General features: G+C 39.9%; 15 protein-coding genes and 1 riboswitch. Of the genes, 12 read left to right on the top strand and 3 right to left on the bottom strand.

The features are described 5' to 3' along the window. Positions 1-304 precede the first annotated feature (304 nt). Both AB3N04_RS08190 and AB3N04_RS08185 read left to right on the top strand, forming a co-directional pair. The gene (locus AB3N04_RS08190; RefSeq protein WP_047972836.1) at positions 305-610 is read left to right on the top strand and encodes an antibiotic biosynthesis monooxygenase; all 306 of its coding nucleotides are present in this window, start codon (positions 305-307) and stop codon (positions 608-610) included. Between the two features lie 69 nt (positions 611-679). Next, the gene (locus tag AB3N04_RS08185; RefSeq protein WP_368505599.1) at positions 680-1237 is read left to right on the top strand and encodes a YufK family protein; all 558 of its coding nucleotides are present in this window, start codon (positions 680-682) and stop codon (positions 1235-1237) included. 84 nt (positions 1238-1321) lie between these two features. On the opposite strand, the gene AB3N04_RS08180 is transcribed toward AB3N04_RS08185, so the two are convergent. Then, positions 1322-1900, bottom strand: coding sequence for a hypothetical protein (locus tag AB3N04_RS08180; RefSeq protein WP_368505598.1), 579 nt, complete (start codon positions 1898-1900; stop codon positions 1322-1324). A gap of 311 nt (positions 1901-2211) precedes the next feature. After that, complete coding sequence (locus AB3N04_RS08175) at positions 2212-4068, bottom strand: transglycosylase domain-containing protein (protein WP_368505597.1); 1857 nt, start codon at positions 4066-4068, stop codon at positions 2212-2214. 181 nt (positions 4069-4249) lie between these two features. On the opposite strand from AB3N04_RS08175, the gene AB3N04_RS08170 reads away from it, so the two are divergent. The 7 genes from AB3N04_RS08170 to AB3N04_RS08140 all read left to right on the top strand — a co-directional run bounded on the left by AB3N04_RS08170 (position 4250) and on the right by AB3N04_RS08140 (position 12901). Next, on the top strand, positions 4250-6145 hold the full coding sequence (locus AB3N04_RS08170) for a PrkA family serine protein kinase (protein ID WP_047974129.1): 1896 nt from the start codon (positions 4250-4252) through the stop codon (positions 6143-6145). Between the two features lie 305 nt (positions 6146-6450). Further along, positions 6451-7626 carry a sporulation protein YhbH gene (gene yhbH / locus AB3N04_RS08165; RefSeq protein WP_368505596.1) on the top strand — a complete coding sequence of 392 codons (1176 nt, stop codon included), beginning with the start codon at positions 6451-6453 and terminating at the stop codon, positions 7624-7626. Positions 7627-7783: 157 nt separating this feature from the next. Next, complete coding sequence (locus AB3N04_RS08160) at positions 7784-8782, top strand: ABC transporter substrate-binding protein (RefSeq protein ID WP_368505595.1); 999 nt, start codon at positions 7784-7786, stop codon at positions 8780-8782. Position 8783: 1 nt separating this feature from the next. Continuing rightward, complete coding sequence (fhuB, locus tag AB3N04_RS08155) at positions 8784-10766, top strand: Fe(3+)-hydroxamate ABC transporter permease FhuB (RefSeq protein ID WP_368505594.1); 1983 nt, start codon at positions 8784-8786, stop codon at positions 10764-10766. A 28-nt stretch (positions 10767-10794) separates the two neighbouring features. Continuing rightward, positions 10795-11637, top strand: coding sequence for an ABC transporter ATP-binding protein (locus AB3N04_RS08150; RefSeq protein WP_368505593.1), 843 nt, complete (start codon positions 10795-10797; stop codon positions 11635-11637). Further along, the gene (locus AB3N04_RS08145) at positions 11612-12340 is read left to right on the top strand and encodes an IucA/IucC family C-terminal-domain containing protein (RefSeq protein ID WP_368505592.1); all 729 of its coding nucleotides are present in this window, start codon (positions 11612-11614) and stop codon (positions 12338-12340) included. The genes AB3N04_RS08150 and AB3N04_RS08145 overlap by 26 nt, the downstream gene beginning before the upstream one ends. 108 nt (positions 12341-12448) lie before the next feature. Then, positions 12449-12901: a GNAT family N-acetyltransferase gene (locus AB3N04_RS08140; RefSeq protein WP_368505591.1), complete on the top strand. Its 453-nt coding sequence runs from the start codon at positions 12449-12451 to the stop codon at positions 12899-12901. A gap of 24 nt (positions 12902-12925) precedes the next feature. On the opposite strand, the gene AB3N04_RS08135 is transcribed toward AB3N04_RS08140, so the two are convergent. Continuing rightward, the gene (locus AB3N04_RS08135; RefSeq protein WP_368505590.1) at positions 12926-14116 is read right to left on the bottom strand and encodes a DUF418 domain-containing protein; all 1191 of its coding nucleotides are present in this window, start codon (positions 14114-14116) and stop codon (positions 12926-12928) included. Positions 14117-14288: 172 nt separating this feature from the next. Between AB3N04_RS08135 and nfsA the strand changes: the two genes are divergently transcribed. From nfsA to AB3N04_RS08120, 3 genes are all read left to right on the top strand, one after another. Further along, a complete protein-coding gene (nfsA, locus tag AB3N04_RS08130; RefSeq protein ID WP_368505589.1) occupies positions 14289-15041 on the top strand; it encodes an oxygen-insensitive NADPH nitroreductase in 753 nt (250 codons plus the stop codon). A gap of 96 nt (positions 15042-15137) precedes the next feature. Next, a riboswitch (SAM riboswitch) is annotated at positions 15138-15240 on the top strand. A gap of 86 nt (positions 15241-15326) precedes the next feature. Next, a complete protein-coding gene (locus tag AB3N04_RS08125; RefSeq protein ID WP_368505588.1) occupies positions 15327-16505 on the top strand; it encodes a pyridoxal phosphate-dependent aminotransferase in 1179 nt (392 codons plus the stop codon). Between the two features lie 70 nt (positions 16506-16575). Beyond that, the gene (locus tag AB3N04_RS08120; protein WP_368505587.1) at positions 16576-17472 is read left to right on the top strand and encodes a manganese catalase family protein; all 897 of its coding nucleotides are present in this window, start codon (positions 16576-16578) and stop codon (positions 17470-17472) included. Positions 17473-17567: the final 95 nt, after the last annotated feature.

Here is a 17567-nt window from a genome sequence, read left to right as displayed (position 1 = left end):
CGACCGTACTCCAAGAGTACGGTCGATTTTTGTTAGTTCTTATGTGGATTGTCTTCGTAGCCAGCTGCAAAAATTGCCGCTAAAAATGCTACACAGACACCAAGGATTAGGATTGTACCCATGATTATTCCTCCTTGTGAGTCAACATTAGTTTCTATTATAAAGCAAGTTGTTGGAGAATGAAATAAAAGCAGGACAAAATGTTTGTCAAGCTTATGACGCTCATGTTATTTTTTCGTTTGGCTTGCAACGCACAATGAAACCGTTATACTAAAAGGGAGCGAATGACAAAGGAGGAATTTAGATGTATGTTGTAATGAACGAATTACATGTTCCAAAACAAGCCAAAGACCATCTTTCCAGCCGTTTTGGCAATGCTGCTGAGAACATGAAGAAAGTTCCAGGGTGTCTAGAATTTATGTTTTTAGGAAATGAAGATGAAGATGGAAAGCAAGTGGTCTTCACTAAGTGGGAAACAAAAGAACATTATGAAGAATGGTTACATAGTGATGCCTTTAAGAATGCACATAAAGAAAAGCGTGAATCAAAGGAAAAAGGACCGACAACAGGAAACGAATTAAATGCCTACACGGTCATTCATCAATCCTAAACAGCAGGCTAACCTGCTGTTTTTCTTTTGAATCGTTTGTTTATAAAAGAGATAGGAGACGTATGTTAGATGTCTAACCGTTATATTACTAGTCATTTCCCTCTAATATCCATCTTGATATTTAGTTTAACGTTTGCTTTGTACACTCAGTCTTTCATTTTAACTCAACTTGTTGAGCTCGGTGTGTATGAGGGGATGCGGGAGTTTTTCTCTGAGAACGGTATTAAATTAACGCTATTATTTTTATTAATGTTATTCTTTTTTATGGTGTTCTCAGCATTGAAGCTTATTGCAGACACAACTGTAGAATTATCAATGCTCTTTTTCTCGCGAGATGAAGAAGGGGTTGAGCTAAATAAAATTAGAACTGGCTCTGCAATCTTTATGGCATTAAGTATCGCTTCCCTTGCCCTTACTCATGATATCTTATACTTAATCGCGATCTTTGTGGCTGCTTGTTTTGTTTATTTTATCTACTTTGTTTACAAAGTGAGTGATTCCCTTTCAGTACTGGGCTTAATTGGTCTGATCTTTTTTCACGTTATTTTTTGGAGTACATTTTTATTGGCTATCGTTTACGCCTTAGTAAAACTTTATAATAGCTTTATGGCGAGCTTACCATTGTGAAATTAAAGGCTATGCTAAGGTAAGCTAGAAGATTTCTACTGGAAAATACAGCTGATGACACTAAGTCATCAGCTGTATTTTGGTTTATTGCAATGTGGTATTGCCTTGGTTTTGACCTTGACTTTGACTTTGACTTTGTTGTTGTAATTGTTGTTGTGATTGATTAATTTGTTGACTAATTTGGTTTAACATGTTGAAAGACTGTAGTGATTGCTCTACACTTCCTAATGTTTGTGATGCTTGTTGGATTGATTGTTGTAATTGTTGGAACGTTTTTTGTTGTTGTTGTTGAGCTTGTGTGCTGAATTGTTGCATTTGTTGTAGAAGCTCGTTTGAAGACTGTGTAGTTTGGTTGGAAGTGGTATTACTCATGTTTCCGCTGCTTTGTTGTGCAGAGTGCATTTGAGATAAGGCATTTTGCATAGTTTCTAGCTGGCTTCTTAGCGGTTGTAACTCATCACCAATTTCAGCTTCTACTTTTGATTGAGCAATTCTTTCAATAACTGCTTTTTCGGCAGCAGTCTTTTTTGTTGATTCAGCTTCTTTTAGTGTTTTTTCTGTGTCTCTTTCCATTGCAAATTCCTCCTTGAAATTGTTTTGAGTAATTGGGTTAGATTTAACAGGAAGGTAGATAGGTTCCGGTTCTGTTCTTCTTCTCATCATATAAATGCCCCCAATTATCACAGCTGAAATTAAAAATAACCAGAAGAATAACATTCCATTAATGGTAATGCACCTCCAAAGTAGTATGCCAACCCCAAATTGGATTGGGAAGGCAGTACAGAAGATATTGTGCGCTTTGAAGAATTTTTTATTAATTTATTTTCTCTGAATGGGAGTATAAAAAGGGGGCATTAAGGAAGCGTTAAGGAAACGGTATAAAAATAAATTAAAAACGCTCGGATTTTTAATATCCGGCGTTTCTAATAGCTTTACTATGCTTTCCCACACATACAGACATTGTCCTGGTTGAGCTACTTCATAATCTCTCGCCAAATGGTAAGATGTGGATAATGGCTGTAGATGGAAGAAAGAGATTCCCATCGATCTTTCCCGACCCATACCCCTGTTGTGTAGTGATCATTCATCCCTACAAACCACATATCAATGTAATCATTAGTTGTTCCCGTTTTCCCTCCAACGTAGCTCGATGAAATACTAGCATGCTTTCCTGTTCCACTTTTCACAACTTCAGCTAATAATGTTCTCATTTTTTCCGTAGTATGAGCACTCCAAAGCTCGTGCTCGATCTGCTCCCAACTATAAAGAATATCACCCTCGCTGTTTTTAATAGCACGGATACCATGAGCAGGAGAATAGAATCCATTTCGAGCAAAGGACGTATATGATCGTGTTAGTTCGAGTGGTGACATTCCATGCTCAAAGCCGCCTAATGCGGACGGTAACGATTGATCCTCTATTACTACTTTTTCAAATTCAAACAGATCAAGATAAGAAAAAGCCTTCTCTATTCCTACTCGATCTAGAATACGAACAGCAGGTGTATTGTAGGAATGCTTGAATGCGGTTGTCATATTCACATTCCCGTATTGAGCTCCTCCGAAATTTTTTGGACAATAACCATTATGACAAAAGTTATCTGCATTAATGGAGCTTTGCAGTGGTACGTCATGTTCCTCTATGTAAGGTGCATATACAAGAATTGGTTTAATAGCTGAACCTGGTTGGCGATACATTTGGAAACCCCGGTGGAAGTCAAATTTCTGATACTCTTTTCCTGCAGTCATGGCCACAAGTTCATTTCGTAAATGATCAATAATGACTGCAGAAGATTGCACATCACTTTGAGGCAAGCGATGTTGAATGACTTGATTTGCTTTAATTTGCATCGAAGGCTCAAGCGCTGTTTCAATGTGGATGCCTTGCTGCAAAAGGGTGTTCACTCGTACATATAATTCTTGTTCGATAGCTTCTCTTTGTTCTTCTGAGCCAGCTTGGTTTAAACGCTTATCAAATCCTTCTTGGTTGGCGATTAATTCTTGTAGTTCGTGATGGATGTAGGTGACATAGTCAGGAAATTGATCAATTTTTTCACGCGGACTCACAGCCACCTTTTCCGCTATTGCCTTCTCGGCTTCTGCGCTAGTAATAACGCCTGTCTCTACCATCTTTTCTATGATCCATTCTTTTCTTAAGTTTGTATTCTCACTTTTTTGGATTGGGTCATAGTGGGTCGGATTGTTGGGTACTGCGCTTAAGAAAGCAATTTCAGCAAGAGTGAGTTCTGAGCTTGGTCGATTGAAATAAAATTGACTTGCAGCCTCAAATCCATAGACACCATTCATAAAATAGATGGTATTTAGATAGAGTTCAATAATTTCTTCTTTTGTATATTGTTTTTCAATTTCATGAGCATATAGGAGCTCGCTTAACTTGCGGTTGTAATTTTGCTCATGGCTTAAAAAGACATTTCTAGCAAGTTGCTGAGTTACTGTGCTTGCACCTTCTTCAATCTCATTGCTTTTAGTGTTAATGACAATTGCACGAATAATGGCAGTGGCATCGTATCCCTTATGATCAAAAAAACGACGATCTTCAGTTGCGATAAAAGCATCAATGACTTGTTGAGGAATTTTTTCATATGTTACATACTCTCGGTTACCCTCGTTATAAATCTCTGAAATAACCGAGCCATTTCGATCATACATATAACTATTCGCAGGTAAATGGATCTCATCGATCACAACATGCTCCTCGAATACTTCACTTAGTGTTTGAATATCCTTGATTTCTGCAGTGGCTTCTACAAATAAAAAAGAAAAACCAGTAAACAGCAGGATGATAAGGAACCAACCTAAAAATGTTTTCATCTTTTTACACTCTTTTCCTATTAATCAATCATGATTGTAACATGACTGTGAGTAGTTTGGTGATGAATTGAGCGAGCAGACTGGGAAAAACGTCAATTTCTGAAATGGGATGCATGTTCACTTGGGCCTGTGCATAAAGTGTATTAATCTCTCTTGACCACGAGGATGGGGGTAAATAATAATGGATATCTTAAAAAAGATTGAAAATTTCAGAGAAGAAGAAGAGCGGTTGAAATGGGAAGGAACCTTTGCTGATTACTTAGAATTACTAAAAGAAAAACCGTATGTTGCACAAACGGCACACTCCCGCGTTTATCATATGATTAAAGATGCTGGTGTGGAAGAAGAAAACGGCGGAAAAAAATATTCATTTTTTAGTGATCAAATCTATGGTCTTGAAGAGTCAATTGAAAAGTTAGTAGAAGAGTATTTTCACTCGGCAGCAAAAAGGCTCGATGTTCGTAAGCGGATCTTGCTGTTAATGGGTCCTGTAAGTGGTGGTAAATCGACTCTTGTCACAATGTTAAAAAGAGGGCTTGAGCAGTATTCGCGTACAGATACAGGGGCAGTTTATGCGATAAAAGGATGCCCGATGCATGAAGATCCACTGCATTTAATTCCACAACATTTACGTGCTGATTTCTTTGACGAGTATGGTGTGAAGATAGAGGGGAATCTATCACCTTTAAATATGATGAGGTTAGAACAAGAGTATGGTGGCCGGATTGAAGATGTGATGGTAGAGAGAATTTTCTTCTCAGAGGATAAGCGAACAGGAATTGGAACCTTCAGCCCTTCAGATCCGAAATCACAAGATATTGCCGATTTAACTGGAAGTATCGACTTTTCGACGATTGCTGAGTATGGTTCTGAGTCTGATCCTCGGGCCTATCGTTTTGACGGAGAGTTGAATAAAGCAAACCGAGGAATGATGGAGTTTCAAGAGATGTTGAAATGTGATGAGAAATTCCTATGGCATTTACTCTCACTCACTCAAGAGGGGAATTTCAAAGCTGGAAGATTTGCTTTGATATCAGCCGATGAGCTCATCGTTGCTCATACAAATGAATCGGAGTATAGATCATTTATTTCCAATAAGAAAAACGAAGCCCTTCACTCCAGAATTATCGTGATGAAGATTCCGTATAACTTAAAAGTGAGTGAGGAAGAGAGAATTTATAAGAAAATGATTTCAGATAGTGATCTCTCGCATGTTCATATCGCTCCACATGCCCTAAAGGTTGCTGCGATCTTCACGATTTTAACTCGTTTAAAAGACCCTAAGAAACAAGGTGTCGACCACGTAAAGAAGATGCGTTTATATGATGGAGAAAGTGTAGAAGGCTTTAATTCTCAGGACCTAGAAGAATTGAAACAAGAGCATCCAGATGAGGGAATGAGTGGAATTGACCCCCGTTATGTCATTAATCGAATTTCATCTGCGATTATTAGAAAACAATTAACATCGATCAATGCGCTTGATGTGTTGCGTTCTATTAAAGAGGGACTTAATCAGCATGCATCGATTTCACAAGAAGACCGTGAGCGTTACATGGACTTTATTGCTGTTGCGAGAAAAGAGTATGACAAGATTGCCAAGAAGGAAGTTCAAAAAGCCTTTGTCTACTCTTATGATGAGTCTGCGAAAACATTAATGGACAATTATCTAGATAATGTAGAAGCATACTGCAACAAGAATAAATTACGTGACCCATTAACGGGTGAAGAAATGACGCCAGATGAGAAATTAATGCGTTCTATTGAGGAGCAAATTGGCATTTCAGAGAATGCGAAAAAAGCATTCCGTGAAGAAATTCTTATCCGCATTTCAGCTTATGCCCGTAAAGGGAAAAAATTTGATTACAACTCGCATGAGCGTTTACGCGAAGCGATCCAGAAGAAGCTATTTGCTGACTTGAAGGATATTGTGAAGATTACCACATCTGTGAAAACACCAGATGAATCACAACTCAAGAAAGTAAATGAGGTTATTGCCCGCTTAATTGATGAACACGGTTATAACTCTACTTCGGCTAATGAACTATTACGTTATGTAGGAAGCTTGTTGAATCGCTAAATAGCCATGTCATCATCTCTAATGTGAGATGATGACATTTTCTTTTATACGTGATACGTGGTCGTTACAATAATAGGATGGAATAAGGTTTTTTTGCTTGTACAAGATAATTTGTCAGAATTTATTAGCAACTCTTATCCCTGTCTGCATAGGATATTATAAGCCCCTATCTAATTGGTAAGTTAAACAAAGGGGCGATTCGAGATCAGTATATGTTGAATTGGAAAATATGTGACACATTCCGTTGATGAAATCGGTTTTGATTTTGCATAAAAAGGATGGAGTATACAAGGAGGGGAAATGGTGTGAAAGATTCTAATAAACATAACTTTGTCGTGTCTCAAGAGAATTGGTCCCTCCATCGAAAGGGACATCAAGATCAAAGACGTCATCAAGAGAAGGTACAAGAAGCGATTAAGAAAAACCTTCCTGATTTAGTGAGTGAAGAAAACATTGTTATGTCTAATGGGCGTGAAGTAATTCGAATTCCAATTCGTTCATTAGATGAGTACAAAATACGCTATAACTATGATAAAAATAAGCATGTTGGTCAAGGGAAGGGTGATAGTAAAGTAGGCGATGTTGTAGCTCGCGATCCGAATGCCCAAAAGCAACAGCAAGGACCTGGAAAGGGTCAAGGTGCTGGTGAAGATGCCGGAGAGGATTACTTTGAAGCTGAAGTGTCGATTATGGAGCTACAAGAGATGCTATTTAAAGAACTAGAGCTGCCCAACCTACAGAAGAAGGAAGATGCTGAAATTATTGTAGAGGATATTTCCTTTAATGATATTCGTAAAAAAGGATTAATGGGCAATGTTGATAAACGGCGAACGATCTTATCAGCTATTAAGCGGAATGCCCTAGAAGGTAGACCAGGTCTTATCCCTATTTATAATGATGATTTACGTTTCAAAACTTGGACCGAAACAATTAGACCAGAGTCGAAAGCTGTCGTACTTGCGATGATGGATACAAGTGGTAGTATGGGACGCTGGGAAAAGTATATGGCACGCAGCTTCTTTTTCTGGATGACCCGTTTCTTGCGAACAAAATATGAAACGGTTGATATTGAATTTATCGCCCATCATACAGAAGCAAAAGTAGTGTCAGAAGAGGATTTCTTCTCAAAAGGTGAGAGCGGGGGGACGATCTGCTCATCTGCATATCGAAAAGCACTTGAGATTATTAATGCGAAGTATGACCCTAAGCGCTATAACATCTATCCGTTTCATTTCTCAGATGGTGATAACTTAACGAGTGATAATGCTAGGTGCTTAAAATTAGTGCAGGAATTAATGGAGAAGAGCAGTATGTTTGGCTACGGAGAAGTCAATCAATACAGCCGTCACTCCACCTTAATGAGTGCGTATAAAAATATTGATGACCCACGCTTCCGTCATCATATTTTAAAGGAAAAAGGCGATGTTTATCACGCGATGAAAACCTTCTTTAAGAAAGAGGAAGAAGGGGCTATGACGTAATGTTGAACCATCCAGTATAAATGCTGGATGGTTTTTAAATATGTGATAATGATAACTTATCTCAATTAACTATTGATCCTAGGTAATAATCGGAGTATACTTACAATGTCAATGATAATCATTATCATAATATACATAGAGTACGGGGGATTATACAATGAAAAACATCATTCGTTTAGCGGTATTCGTTCTTCTAATGGCTTTACTTGCTGCTTGTGGGGGAAATAATGCTGTAGAAGAGGAACAAGAAACAGATTCTACCGAAGAAACTGAAAGCACAGATGCAATTACAATTGAGGATGCGTTTGGTCCGAAGACATTTGAAGAGACACCTGTAAAAGTGGTTGCCTTAGAATGGACTTATGTTGAAGATTTACTAGCTTTAGGTATTCAGCCTGTTGGGGTAGCAGACATTGAAGGTTATAACAGTTGGGTCGATATTGATGAAGAGTTGGATGAAGGTGTCGTAGATGTTGGTACACGTCAAGAGCCCAATCTTGAAATGATCGCAGAGCTTGATCCAGATCTAATTATTACAGCTGGCTTCCGTCATGAGGCAATTCAAGAGGAGCTAGAGTTTATCGCACCGACATTGTTTTTTGATCCATACCCTACTGATGAATCGGTGAGTCAATATGATGAAATGGAAGAAACATTCCGTTCGATTGCAAAAGTAGTTCAAAAGGAAGAAGAGGCAGAAAGCGTTCTTCAAGAGCTTGATGCTAAATATGAAGAAGCAAGAGCAGACATTGAAGCTGCTAACTTAGAAACGAATGAATTTGTCCTTACACAAGCATTTAGTGCAAATCAAGCACCTACACTCCGCTTGTTTACACCAAATGCAATGGCAACGAAGATTTTTGAGGAAGTTGGCTTAGAGAATGTCTATGATTCTGGTCAATTTGAAATGTATGGCTATGCTGAAGTGAATGTAGAAGCCTTACCAGCGGTTGAAGATGCTAATTTCTTCTATGTTGTCCAAGATGAAGATAATGTGTTTGAAAATCAACTTCAATCAAATAGTGTGTGGCAAAATCTAAACTTTGTTCAGAATGATCAGCTGTACCCATTAGGTGGCGATGCTTGGTTGTTTGGAGGTCCGCTATCAGCAATGACGCTTGTTGACCGTATTGTTGAAGTAGTGGATAAAGAATAGCATGTTCGATTCAACAACTAGACGGAAGTCCATTCTCCTTTTTGGAGGGGGCTTCCTTCTCCTATTTTTATTTAGCCTGCTTCACCTTAGTCAAGGGCAGGCGGGTTATTCGATTATGACGCTATTAACCGAGGTGTGGAGTGTTGGACGTGTGCAAGATGTAGTAGTTGGACTTCGTCTTCCTCGTGTAATAATCGGGATTTTAGCGGGAGGTGCATTGGCTGTTGCGGGCGTATTGTTGCAAACGATTACGAAAAATCCGCTTGCATCAGCGAGTACGCTCGGAATGAATGCTGGAGCACATTTATTTGTAATCGGTTCGATTGTCTTTTTCCCAGCGACGCTTGGGAGCTACCCTTTTCTTGTCGCTTTTCTAGGAGCAGCTACAGCAGCCATTTTAGTGATGATGTTAGTTGGAAAGGCAATGGAGCCAGTGCGTGTTGCTCTAACAGGTATGGTTGTTGCACTACTATTCTCTTCTATTACAGGAAGTTTGCAACTAATCTTTGAAAACGAGACAAATGGGCTGTTTCTATGGGGAGCAGGCACACTTGTTCAGCTTGATTGGTCAGGAGTACAATTTGCTACCGGTCTGATAATGCTAGGTGTTGTCGTTGCTCTATTGAATGCACGAAGCTTGGATGTGCTTACTTTAGGTGAAGATGTCGCCACCTCACTAGGTCAACCGGTTACGCGTGTGAAGGGTTTTGCTTGGGTTAGTGCGATTTTACTTGCTGCAACAACGGTCAGTGTTGTTGGCCCTATAGGTTTTGTTGGTCTTATTGCTCCTCATCTTGTTCGAATGATGGGGATAAAAGGACACCGAGCAATCTTGATTCATTCTTTTCTATGGGGAGCGATTCTATTAATTGTTGCTGATATTCTGGCAAGATGGATTCAACCCGGACAAGAAATTCCAGTTGGGGCGATGACCGCTTTAATTGGGGGGCCGTGGTTAATGTACCTGGCATATAAAACTGGGAGAAAGCATTCTCGAAGACAAACAAAGTTAGGCGGAAATGTTGTTGCTGCTCCCTTTTCATTATTAGTAGCTGGAAGTGTTGCCTTAGCTCTAGGGGTCTTTTTACTTTCTGTTTCGTACGGGGCTGGCTCATTTTTTAGTTTACAAGACTGGATGGATAAAGCTTATTTATCACCGTTTGTCTGGCAGTTTAGAGTACCGCGTATTATCACTGCTTTTGTGGTCGGAATGTTACTGGCGATGTGTGGGGTTTTACTACAAGGAGTGCTGCGAAATCCTTTAGCAGATCCTACGGTATTAGGTATCACCTCTGGTGGTGGTGCTGGTGCAATGGTCTTTCTTGTTATATTTCCAGCAGCATCGATACAACTTCTACCATTTGCTGCAATGGTCGGTGCTACACTATCAATTGCCATTATATTGCTCGTGACGTGGAGGTCAAATTGGGAGCCAATTCTCTTAGCCTTAATGGGGGTTGCCGTCTCAGCTGTTGGATCAGCGATTATTCAAATTATGGTGGTTAAAGCGAAGATGGGTGTAGCACCCGCTCTCGCTTGGTTAGCGGGTTCTACGTATGCAAAAAGTTGGTCAGAGCTGCAAATTGTGTTTTTTATGGCAGTGATCACGATTCCGCTTGGTTGGTTACTTATTAGAAAGCTAGATTTATTAGCATTTGGTGATGATGTATCAACAGGGCTTGGTATGAATGTTGGAAGGACGAGGCTCATGGCGATCGCCTTAGGGGTAGCAATGGGGGCTGCCAGTGTTTCAGTTGTCGGCACCATAGGTTTTATTGGTCTATTAGCTCCTCATGCTGTACGTAGGCTTGTTGGAGTGGAACATCGACGCTTAATTCCTTTATCATTGCTTGTTGGAGGAATTCTATTAGTAGCGGCTGACCTTGTTGGAAGATTTATTTTAGCACCAAAAGAAATTCCAGCAGGTCTTGTGGTAGCAGTACTTGGAACCCCATATATCTTATATTTACTAAGAAAAACATAATGGCTAAACGATGGGAGTGTGGCTTAGGATGAAGCGAGAGGCAATCGTTGCAAATGAATTAACATTAGGCTATGACGAAAAAGTGGTGATTGATCAATTAGATTTAGAGATTCCCACTGGCGAAATCACTGTTTTTATTGGTGGAAATGGATGCGGGAAATCTACTTTACTGCGCTCATTAGCAAGACTTTTAAAACCCCAAGCAGGGACCATTATCCTTGAAGGGAAATCGATTCATAAGCAATCGACTAAAGATGTAGCCAAACAGCTAGCTATCCTACCGCAAGGGCCTGAAGCCCCTGAGGGTTTGACTGTTATGCAGTTAGTCAAACAAGGAAGGTTCCCCTATCAAGGATTGTTTTCACAATGGACAAAAAAGGATGAAGAGAAGGTCCAGAATGCGTTAAAAGCCACTCATTTAACAGAGCTTGCAGATCGGCCTGTAGATTCCTTATCAGGGGGGCAGCGTCAACGTGCTTGGATCGCAATGACGCTTGCTCAAGATACAGATATCATTTTATTAGATGAACCTACTACTTACCTTGATATGACTCATCAGATTGAAATTTTAGACCTGCTTTTTGAACTAAATGAAACTGAAAATAGGACGATTGTAATGGTGTTACATGATTTGAATTTAGCCTGCCGTTACGCACATCATATTATTGCCATCCAAGATCAAGGAATCTATGCACAAGGGAAACCGGAGGACGTGATTTCATGTGAATTAGTCCGAGATGTGTTCAAAATGGAGTGCCAAGTGACTGCAGATCCTTTATTTGGAACACCTTTATGTATTCCGCATGGTAGAGGGAGATGTATTGTCAAACAGGAGGTTGATTCGTTTGGTCCTTACAAAGCTCTTAGCTGATGAAATTAGTGCCCTTGAATCGACTCGATTGACGATTAATTTAAAACAAACTCATCCTTTATCGTGTGCTGTTCATCAGTTATTTGATGAAGAATTTCTTATCCAATATTTAGAAGATGTACGAAAAGAAGTGAATGCTCCTGACTTACTAGTCGCTGCTTCGATGTTTTCTAAGCGATACAGTCTTATTATCACTTTACCGGCCCTTTTAATGTTAACGGTTTACAATAAGCGTTTAGCCTGGAGCAAAGACGATTTGCAGCTTTCGGATTCAGCTTCTGAGGAATGGTGGTTACCTTCTATCCATATCGCTCAAATAAACTATGAAGAAATAAAGAAGGGTGAGGAAGGTTCAAGCCAAATTGAGACGTTATTTACTCAGTTATTTGCTGAACATCTTACTCCTTTATGGCAACTTCTTCATAAGCAAACAGGTATTCCAACTGCCACTCTATGGGAGAATGCATTTGCGTATATAAAGTGGTTCTATCACACTGTTTTGCCTGAAAAAGCAGAATCTAATCGTGTGCAAGAAGATTTTCAATGGATAGGTCAAGCGGGAGGAGACTTGTTCGGGTTGAGAAAAAATCCTTTTGCACCCTTTTATCAGAAGCAGGAACAAGAGGGAAGGCTCACCTGCTGTTTTGCTTATAAATGTTCAGCAGACAAGGTAATGTGTACGTCTTGTCCGAAAATGAAGTAAGGCATCCAAGAAAATTGGATGTCTTATTTTTTGTCAAAAGTAGGAAAGGTTACGTTTGAAATCGAATAATAGGAAGAAGAGTCCGAATAAACCGAGGGAGAGCTTTTGATGAGAATAAATCATTATTTAAATTTAAGCGAAGACATGGCTTCAAAATTAATAGAGTTACAGCAGCAAGCCTATCAAGTGGAAGCGGCTCTCATAAACTATCCGAAACTACCTCCTCTAGCGGAAACAACCAAAGACCTTTTAGTTGATTCTCTAAAGTGGTATGTTGCTACAAACGACCATGATGTAATGGGGGCTGTAGCAATTGATATGAAGCCAAGTTATTGGGAGCTAAATAAAGTGATTGTCTCCCCAATTTTTTTTAGGAAAGGGATTGGCAGAAGACTCATACAAGAAGTAAAAGAGAGAGCTCAGGCACCTATTTTTGTAACGACGGCTAGTCACAATCTTCCTGCTGTAAACTTATACAAAAGTGCAGGGTTTCAACCTTTTAAAAATGAACGGACCACCGAAGGGTTAGTTCTTGAGACCTTTATCTATAAGAAAAGCTGAGGAGTGTAACCCTCAGCTTTTTAATCAGGATTCTCGTTTTAATTTTGGGATTTCTAAGTACGTACCAGCGCGCCAAAACCACTCAAACGGTCCCATTTTAAAGCGTGTAATCCACCATATACTAAACAGAATTTGTAATAAGAAGAACACAATCGCAAGGATAGCTCCTACAAAATAACCAAGGCTGTTAAAAAGTCCAAATCCGTATCCATAGAAAAGGGTCGTGAAAACGATCGACTGCATCAAGTAGTTCGTAAGTGACAAACGACCTACCATAGCAAAAGGCTGTAACCATTTTCTCGCTGTAGGGTTCGTGGCAAGTAGGGCAATGCTCGTTGCATAGAACATCGCAACAAGGGGTCCACCAATCGTCATATGGAGCATCTCATATTGATAGGAATCTCCGATAAATGCATGCGGGATTTTAGTCGGAAACCCTACAAGAAGAGTAATCCACCAAACCTTTTTCAGCATTGTACGGTGATGATCAATGTTAAGAAGCCATTTCTTTCTTGCGACAAAAGCACCTAATAAGAACATGCCAATCACGGCAATCATTGCACTAAGGATGACAAGGATTTGACCGTAACCTCCTAGACCAAACATATCCTCCGTTAACCTGAACTGAACAACTTCCGCATAACTTCCTGAGGTGAGCACTTCCTTTTCAATAACTGAGTAGGAAGCTAATGAATCTTCCACAACAAGGGTCGATTCATCTTCTGGCATGCCAATGCTAGTGGCCATCAACAAAAGAAGGATTAATGACCAAACCAAAAGCCCCTTCTCTTTTAGACGTAAGAAGAAGTAGAGGAGCATGCCTCCAAGCGCATAGGTTAATAAGATATCGCCATCCCAAATTAAAAGATAATGCAAGAATCCAACGACAAGCAAAATGCTCATTCTTCTAAAATAGACGGTGCCAAAACGAAGCTCTCGTTGTTCGAGTCTTTCTTTCAGGAGAGCCATACCATAACCAAATAAGAAGGAGAATAATGTATAAAAGCTAGCTGTTGCCAAGAATAAGATGGCGTTCTCAGTAATCCGGTCAATCATACCGAGTGGGTAATAATCATGTAGATTAGGAATCAAAAATAGACCGTATTGAAAATGAAGACTATTAGCTAATAGAATTCCTAGCAATGCGAGGCCACGCATCATATCAAGAGAGGCAATTCGTTCGTTATCTTGGATCGAAGTTGCTCGTGTGGTCATGAGGTTTTCTCCTTTTCTAATAAGCTGAAGTTGAAACGAATAGCTTCATTGTAAAATATTTCTAATGAGCGAACAAGGGGTTCGTTCATTAAAAGTAATGAGCCTTCTTCTTTTATTGATCAGCCTTTTTCATGTAAACTAATGAATAAATACTAATAAAGGGTTGATGATGATGCAAAATGATTCAATACGGTTACTTCAAAGCCATCGCTCTATCCGATCATTTACAAATGAAAAGGTGAGCCAAGAGCAAATCGAGAATATTGTAGAATCAGGTAGATGGGCACCAACCTCTCATCATGTTCAAGCGTATAGTATCGTTGTGATTCAAGATCCAAAGAAAAAAGAAAAGCTAGCAGAGTTAGTCGGAAATCAAGCATATGTTGCACAATGTCCTGTCTTCTTTGTCATTTGTGCAGATTTTAGTCGCTTGAAAAAAGCAAGTGAACTTCATCAGAAAAGTTTTGAAGTTGGTGGAATTGAGCAAGTGCTTGTTGGTGCTGTCGATGCGGCGCTTGTGGCTGAAAATATGTTAGTAGCTGCAAGGTCATATGGAATGGGTGGAGTGATGATTGGCGGCATTCGTAACCGGCCAGATGAAGTAAGTGAGTTACTTTCTCTACCAGATTATACGTTCCCGGTGATGGGGTTATGTGTAGGACAGCCTAATCAAGATCCTGCCCAAAAACCAAGATTACCTGAAGCGGCTTCTGTGCATTATGAAACGTATAACCATGAGCAAATTGATGCAGCCCTAGAAGAATATGATCAAGAAATGAAACGTTACTATACAGATCGAACAAGCGGAAAACGCATGACTACGTGGAGTGAAATGATGGCAGGGCATTTCTCAACACCAAAGCGAGCTCATCTAGATACATTTTTAAAGAAGCAAGGATTTTTTTATTCTAGCAACAAAGATTGACAAATCGCTAACAATTCTGTAAACTCTCATTCATAAAGAGTAATTACATAATGTGTAGCGCTTTCATAGAGCGTTAGACAAAAAATGAATAATCATCACTTATCAAGAGAGACCGAGGGAACAGGCCCGACGACGTCCAGCAACCGCCATTTGGAAAGGTGCTCCTTCCTGCAGAATCTTGTATTCTGAGAGATAAGCGAATTGTCTTATTCGGACAAGAGCCTTTTTCAGAATTTGAAAAGGGCTCTTTTTTTATTGAAAGATGAAATCATAGAGGTGAGAGAGATGAAAACGTTTGAACAATCTGAGGCAATGAAACGATTGCCCAGTCAATTTTTCGCGAAGCTAGTGAAAAAAGTAAATGAAATCAGTAGTAAGCATGATGATGTGATTAATCTAGGACAAGGCAATCCGGACCAGCCAACCCCTACTCACATTGTGGATAAATTAAAAGAAGCTGCTGAAAATCCTGTTCATCATAAATATGCACCGTTTGCGGGTCACTCCTTTTTAAAGGAAGCGGTTGCCGATTATTATTACAGAGAGTACGGAGTAGAAATTGATCCTAAGACTGAAGTTGCTGTACTCGGTGGGGCCAAAACAGGGCTTATTGAATTAAGCCAGTGTTTGTTAAATCCAGAAGATCTTGCTCTTGTTCCTGATCCCGGTTATCCAGATTATTGGTCAGGCGTAGAGTTAAGTGGGGCAAGCATGCATATGATGCCTTTATTAGAAGAATTGGGCTTCCACCCAGATTTCTCCAAACTTAGCGAGGATACATTAAAGAAAGCAAAATTGATGTTCTTGAATTATCCAAACAACCCAACAGGAGCTGTTGCGACGCCGACGCTCTTTCAAGATGCCATTGAAATTGGACAAAGACATAATATTTGTATTGTTCACGATTTTGCCTACGGTGCCATTGGTTTTGATGGAGTAAAGCCTCTTAGTTTCTTGCAGTTAAAAGGGGCAAAAGATGTCGGCGTAGAGGTAATGACTTTATCTAAGTCTTACAATATGGCAGGGTGGCGTGTCGGCTTTGTTGTTGGAAACAAAAGCGTCGTTCGCGCGATTGAACAGCTACAAGATCATCTTTTCTGCAGTATATTTGGTGGGATTCAAGAGGCTGCTGCTCATGCATTGCTTTCTGATCAACAATGTGTGACTGATCTTGTTGCTACCTATGAATCACGTCGTAAGGCATTAGTAGATGCAGCACACAAAGCAGGTTGGGAAGTGGAAGCACCACGTGGGTCTTTCTTTGCTTGGTTCCCTGTGCCAAAAAACTATACATCTGAAGAATTTGCGGACATTTTATTGAATGAAGCAAGGGTCGTTGTAGCGCCTGGTATTGGATTTGGAGAATACGGAGAAGGGTTCGTACGGATCGGATTGCTGGCTGATGAAGCGACATTAACTGAAGCGATGGAGCGAATCGGTGCTCTTCATCTGTTTTCTAAATAAAAGGTTATAAGACAAACAATCTCTCTCATACATGATATAGAGTTACTTTATGTGAATAGGAGGGGTTGTTTTGTTTACTCGCTATAATCGCTTAGCTATTGAACTACCAAAACCTAAAGCTCCTGATGCCAATGCAGCAGCCGCTGTGCAAGAACTACTTGGTGGGAAATTTGGGGAAATGTCGACCTTGAACAACTACTTATTTCAGTCGTTTAATTTTAGGAATAAGAAAAAGTTAAAGCCTTTTTTTGATTTAGTGGCAAGTATTACAGCAGAAGAATTGGGCCATGTAGAGCTTGTTTCCAATACAATTAACTTGATGATTGAAGGGACGACTTTCCCGGGTGATCCTAATATTGCCCCAATGAGAGCGGCAACGGATAAGCGAAACACGGCCCACTTTATTCAAACCGCTCAAACGTCCTACCCGATGGATTCGATGGGAGGTTCTTGGCGCGGAGACTATGTGTTTAATAGCGGAAACTTAATTCTTGACCTATTGCACAACTTCTTCTTAGAGTGCGGAGCGAGAACCCATAAGATGCGCGTGTATGAAATGACAAGTAACCCGGTTGCTCGTGAAATGATTGGATACTTACTTGTTCGCGGTGGGGTTCATATTATGGCTTATGCCAAAGCGATTGAGATTGCAACAGGTGTTGATATGACAAAGATGCTTCCAATTCCGAACTTAGACAACGCTGCTTTTGAAACCACACGTAAATTTGAAGCTGAAGGAGTTCATCGTAAATTATATACGTGGAGTGCAACGGATTACCGAGATATTGAGAAGATCTGGAAAGGAGATCACCCCTTACAAGGAGGTCAGTTAGAAGTAATAATTGGTGCACCTGCTGGAGCGCCGATGCCTGATTTTGAAGAGATTCCGGAAGAATTTGCACCTGGTATTTCACAAGAAGACTTTGATGAAATTGTTAAACGTTTGCAACGGTCTGCAGGTATTTAATCTAACGGGCGCACAGTTTAAAGGAAACTGTGCGCTTTATTCATTGAACGGAACAAAGCGCTTTCAATTTTTTGAATTTTTCTATAAAATACAAC

It is taken from the genome of Alkalihalophilus sp. As8PL (assembly GCF_040939795.1).
GTDB lineage: Bacteria > Bacillota > Bacilli > Bacillales > Bacillaceae_D > Alkalihalophilus > Alkalihalophilus lindianensis.
The sequence above is the reverse complement of the archived record's forward strand: the minus strand, read 5'-3'. Positions and strand labels throughout refer to the sequence as shown.

Excerpts from the sequence above, each read along its gene's own strand:
- nfsA (WP_368505589.1), top strand. The coding sequence starts at position 14,289 with ATGCAAAATGATTCAATACGGTTACTTCAAAGCCATCGCTCTATCCGA.
- AB3N04_RS08150 (WP_368505593.1), top strand. The coding sequence starts at position 10,795 with ATGAAGCGAGAGGCAATCGTTGCAAATGAATTAACATTAGGCTATGAC.
- AB3N04_RS08170 (WP_047974129.1), top strand. The coding sequence starts at position 4,250 with ATGGATATCTTAAAAAAGATTGAAAATTTCAGAGAAGAAGAAGAGCGG.
- AB3N04_RS08160 (WP_368505595.1), top strand. The coding sequence starts at position 7,784 with ATGAAAAACATCATTCGTTTAGCGGTATTCGTTCTTCTAATGGCTTTA.
- AB3N04_RS08135 (WP_368505590.1), bottom strand. The coding sequence starts at position 14,116 with ATGACCACACGAGCAACTTCGATCCAAGATAACGAACGAATTGCCTCT.
- AB3N04_RS08180 (WP_368505598.1), bottom strand. The coding sequence starts at position 1,900 with ATGATGAGAAGAAGAACAGAACCGGAACCTATCTACCTTCCTGTTAAA.
- AB3N04_RS08140 (WP_368505591.1), top strand. The coding sequence starts at position 12,449 with ATGAGAATAAATCATTATTTAAATTTAAGCGAAGACATGGCTTCAAAA.
- AB3N04_RS08125 (WP_368505588.1), top strand. The coding sequence starts at position 15,327 with ATGAAAACGTTTGAACAATCTGAGGCAATGAAACGATTGCCCAGTCAA.
- fhuB (WP_368505594.1), top strand. The coding sequence starts at position 8,784 with ATGTTCGATTCAACAACTAGACGGAAGTCCATTCTCCTTTTTGGAGGG.
- AB3N04_RS08185 (WP_368505599.1), top strand. The coding sequence starts at position 680 with ATGTCTAACCGTTATATTACTAGTCATTTCCCTCTAATATCCATCTTG.
- AB3N04_RS08175 (WP_368505597.1), bottom strand. The coding sequence starts at position 4,068 with ATGAAAACATTTTTAGGTTGGTTCCTTATCATCCTGCTGTTTACTGGT.
- AB3N04_RS08190 (WP_047972836.1), top strand. The coding sequence starts at position 305 with ATGTATGTTGTAATGAACGAATTACATGTTCCAAAACAAGCCAAAGAC.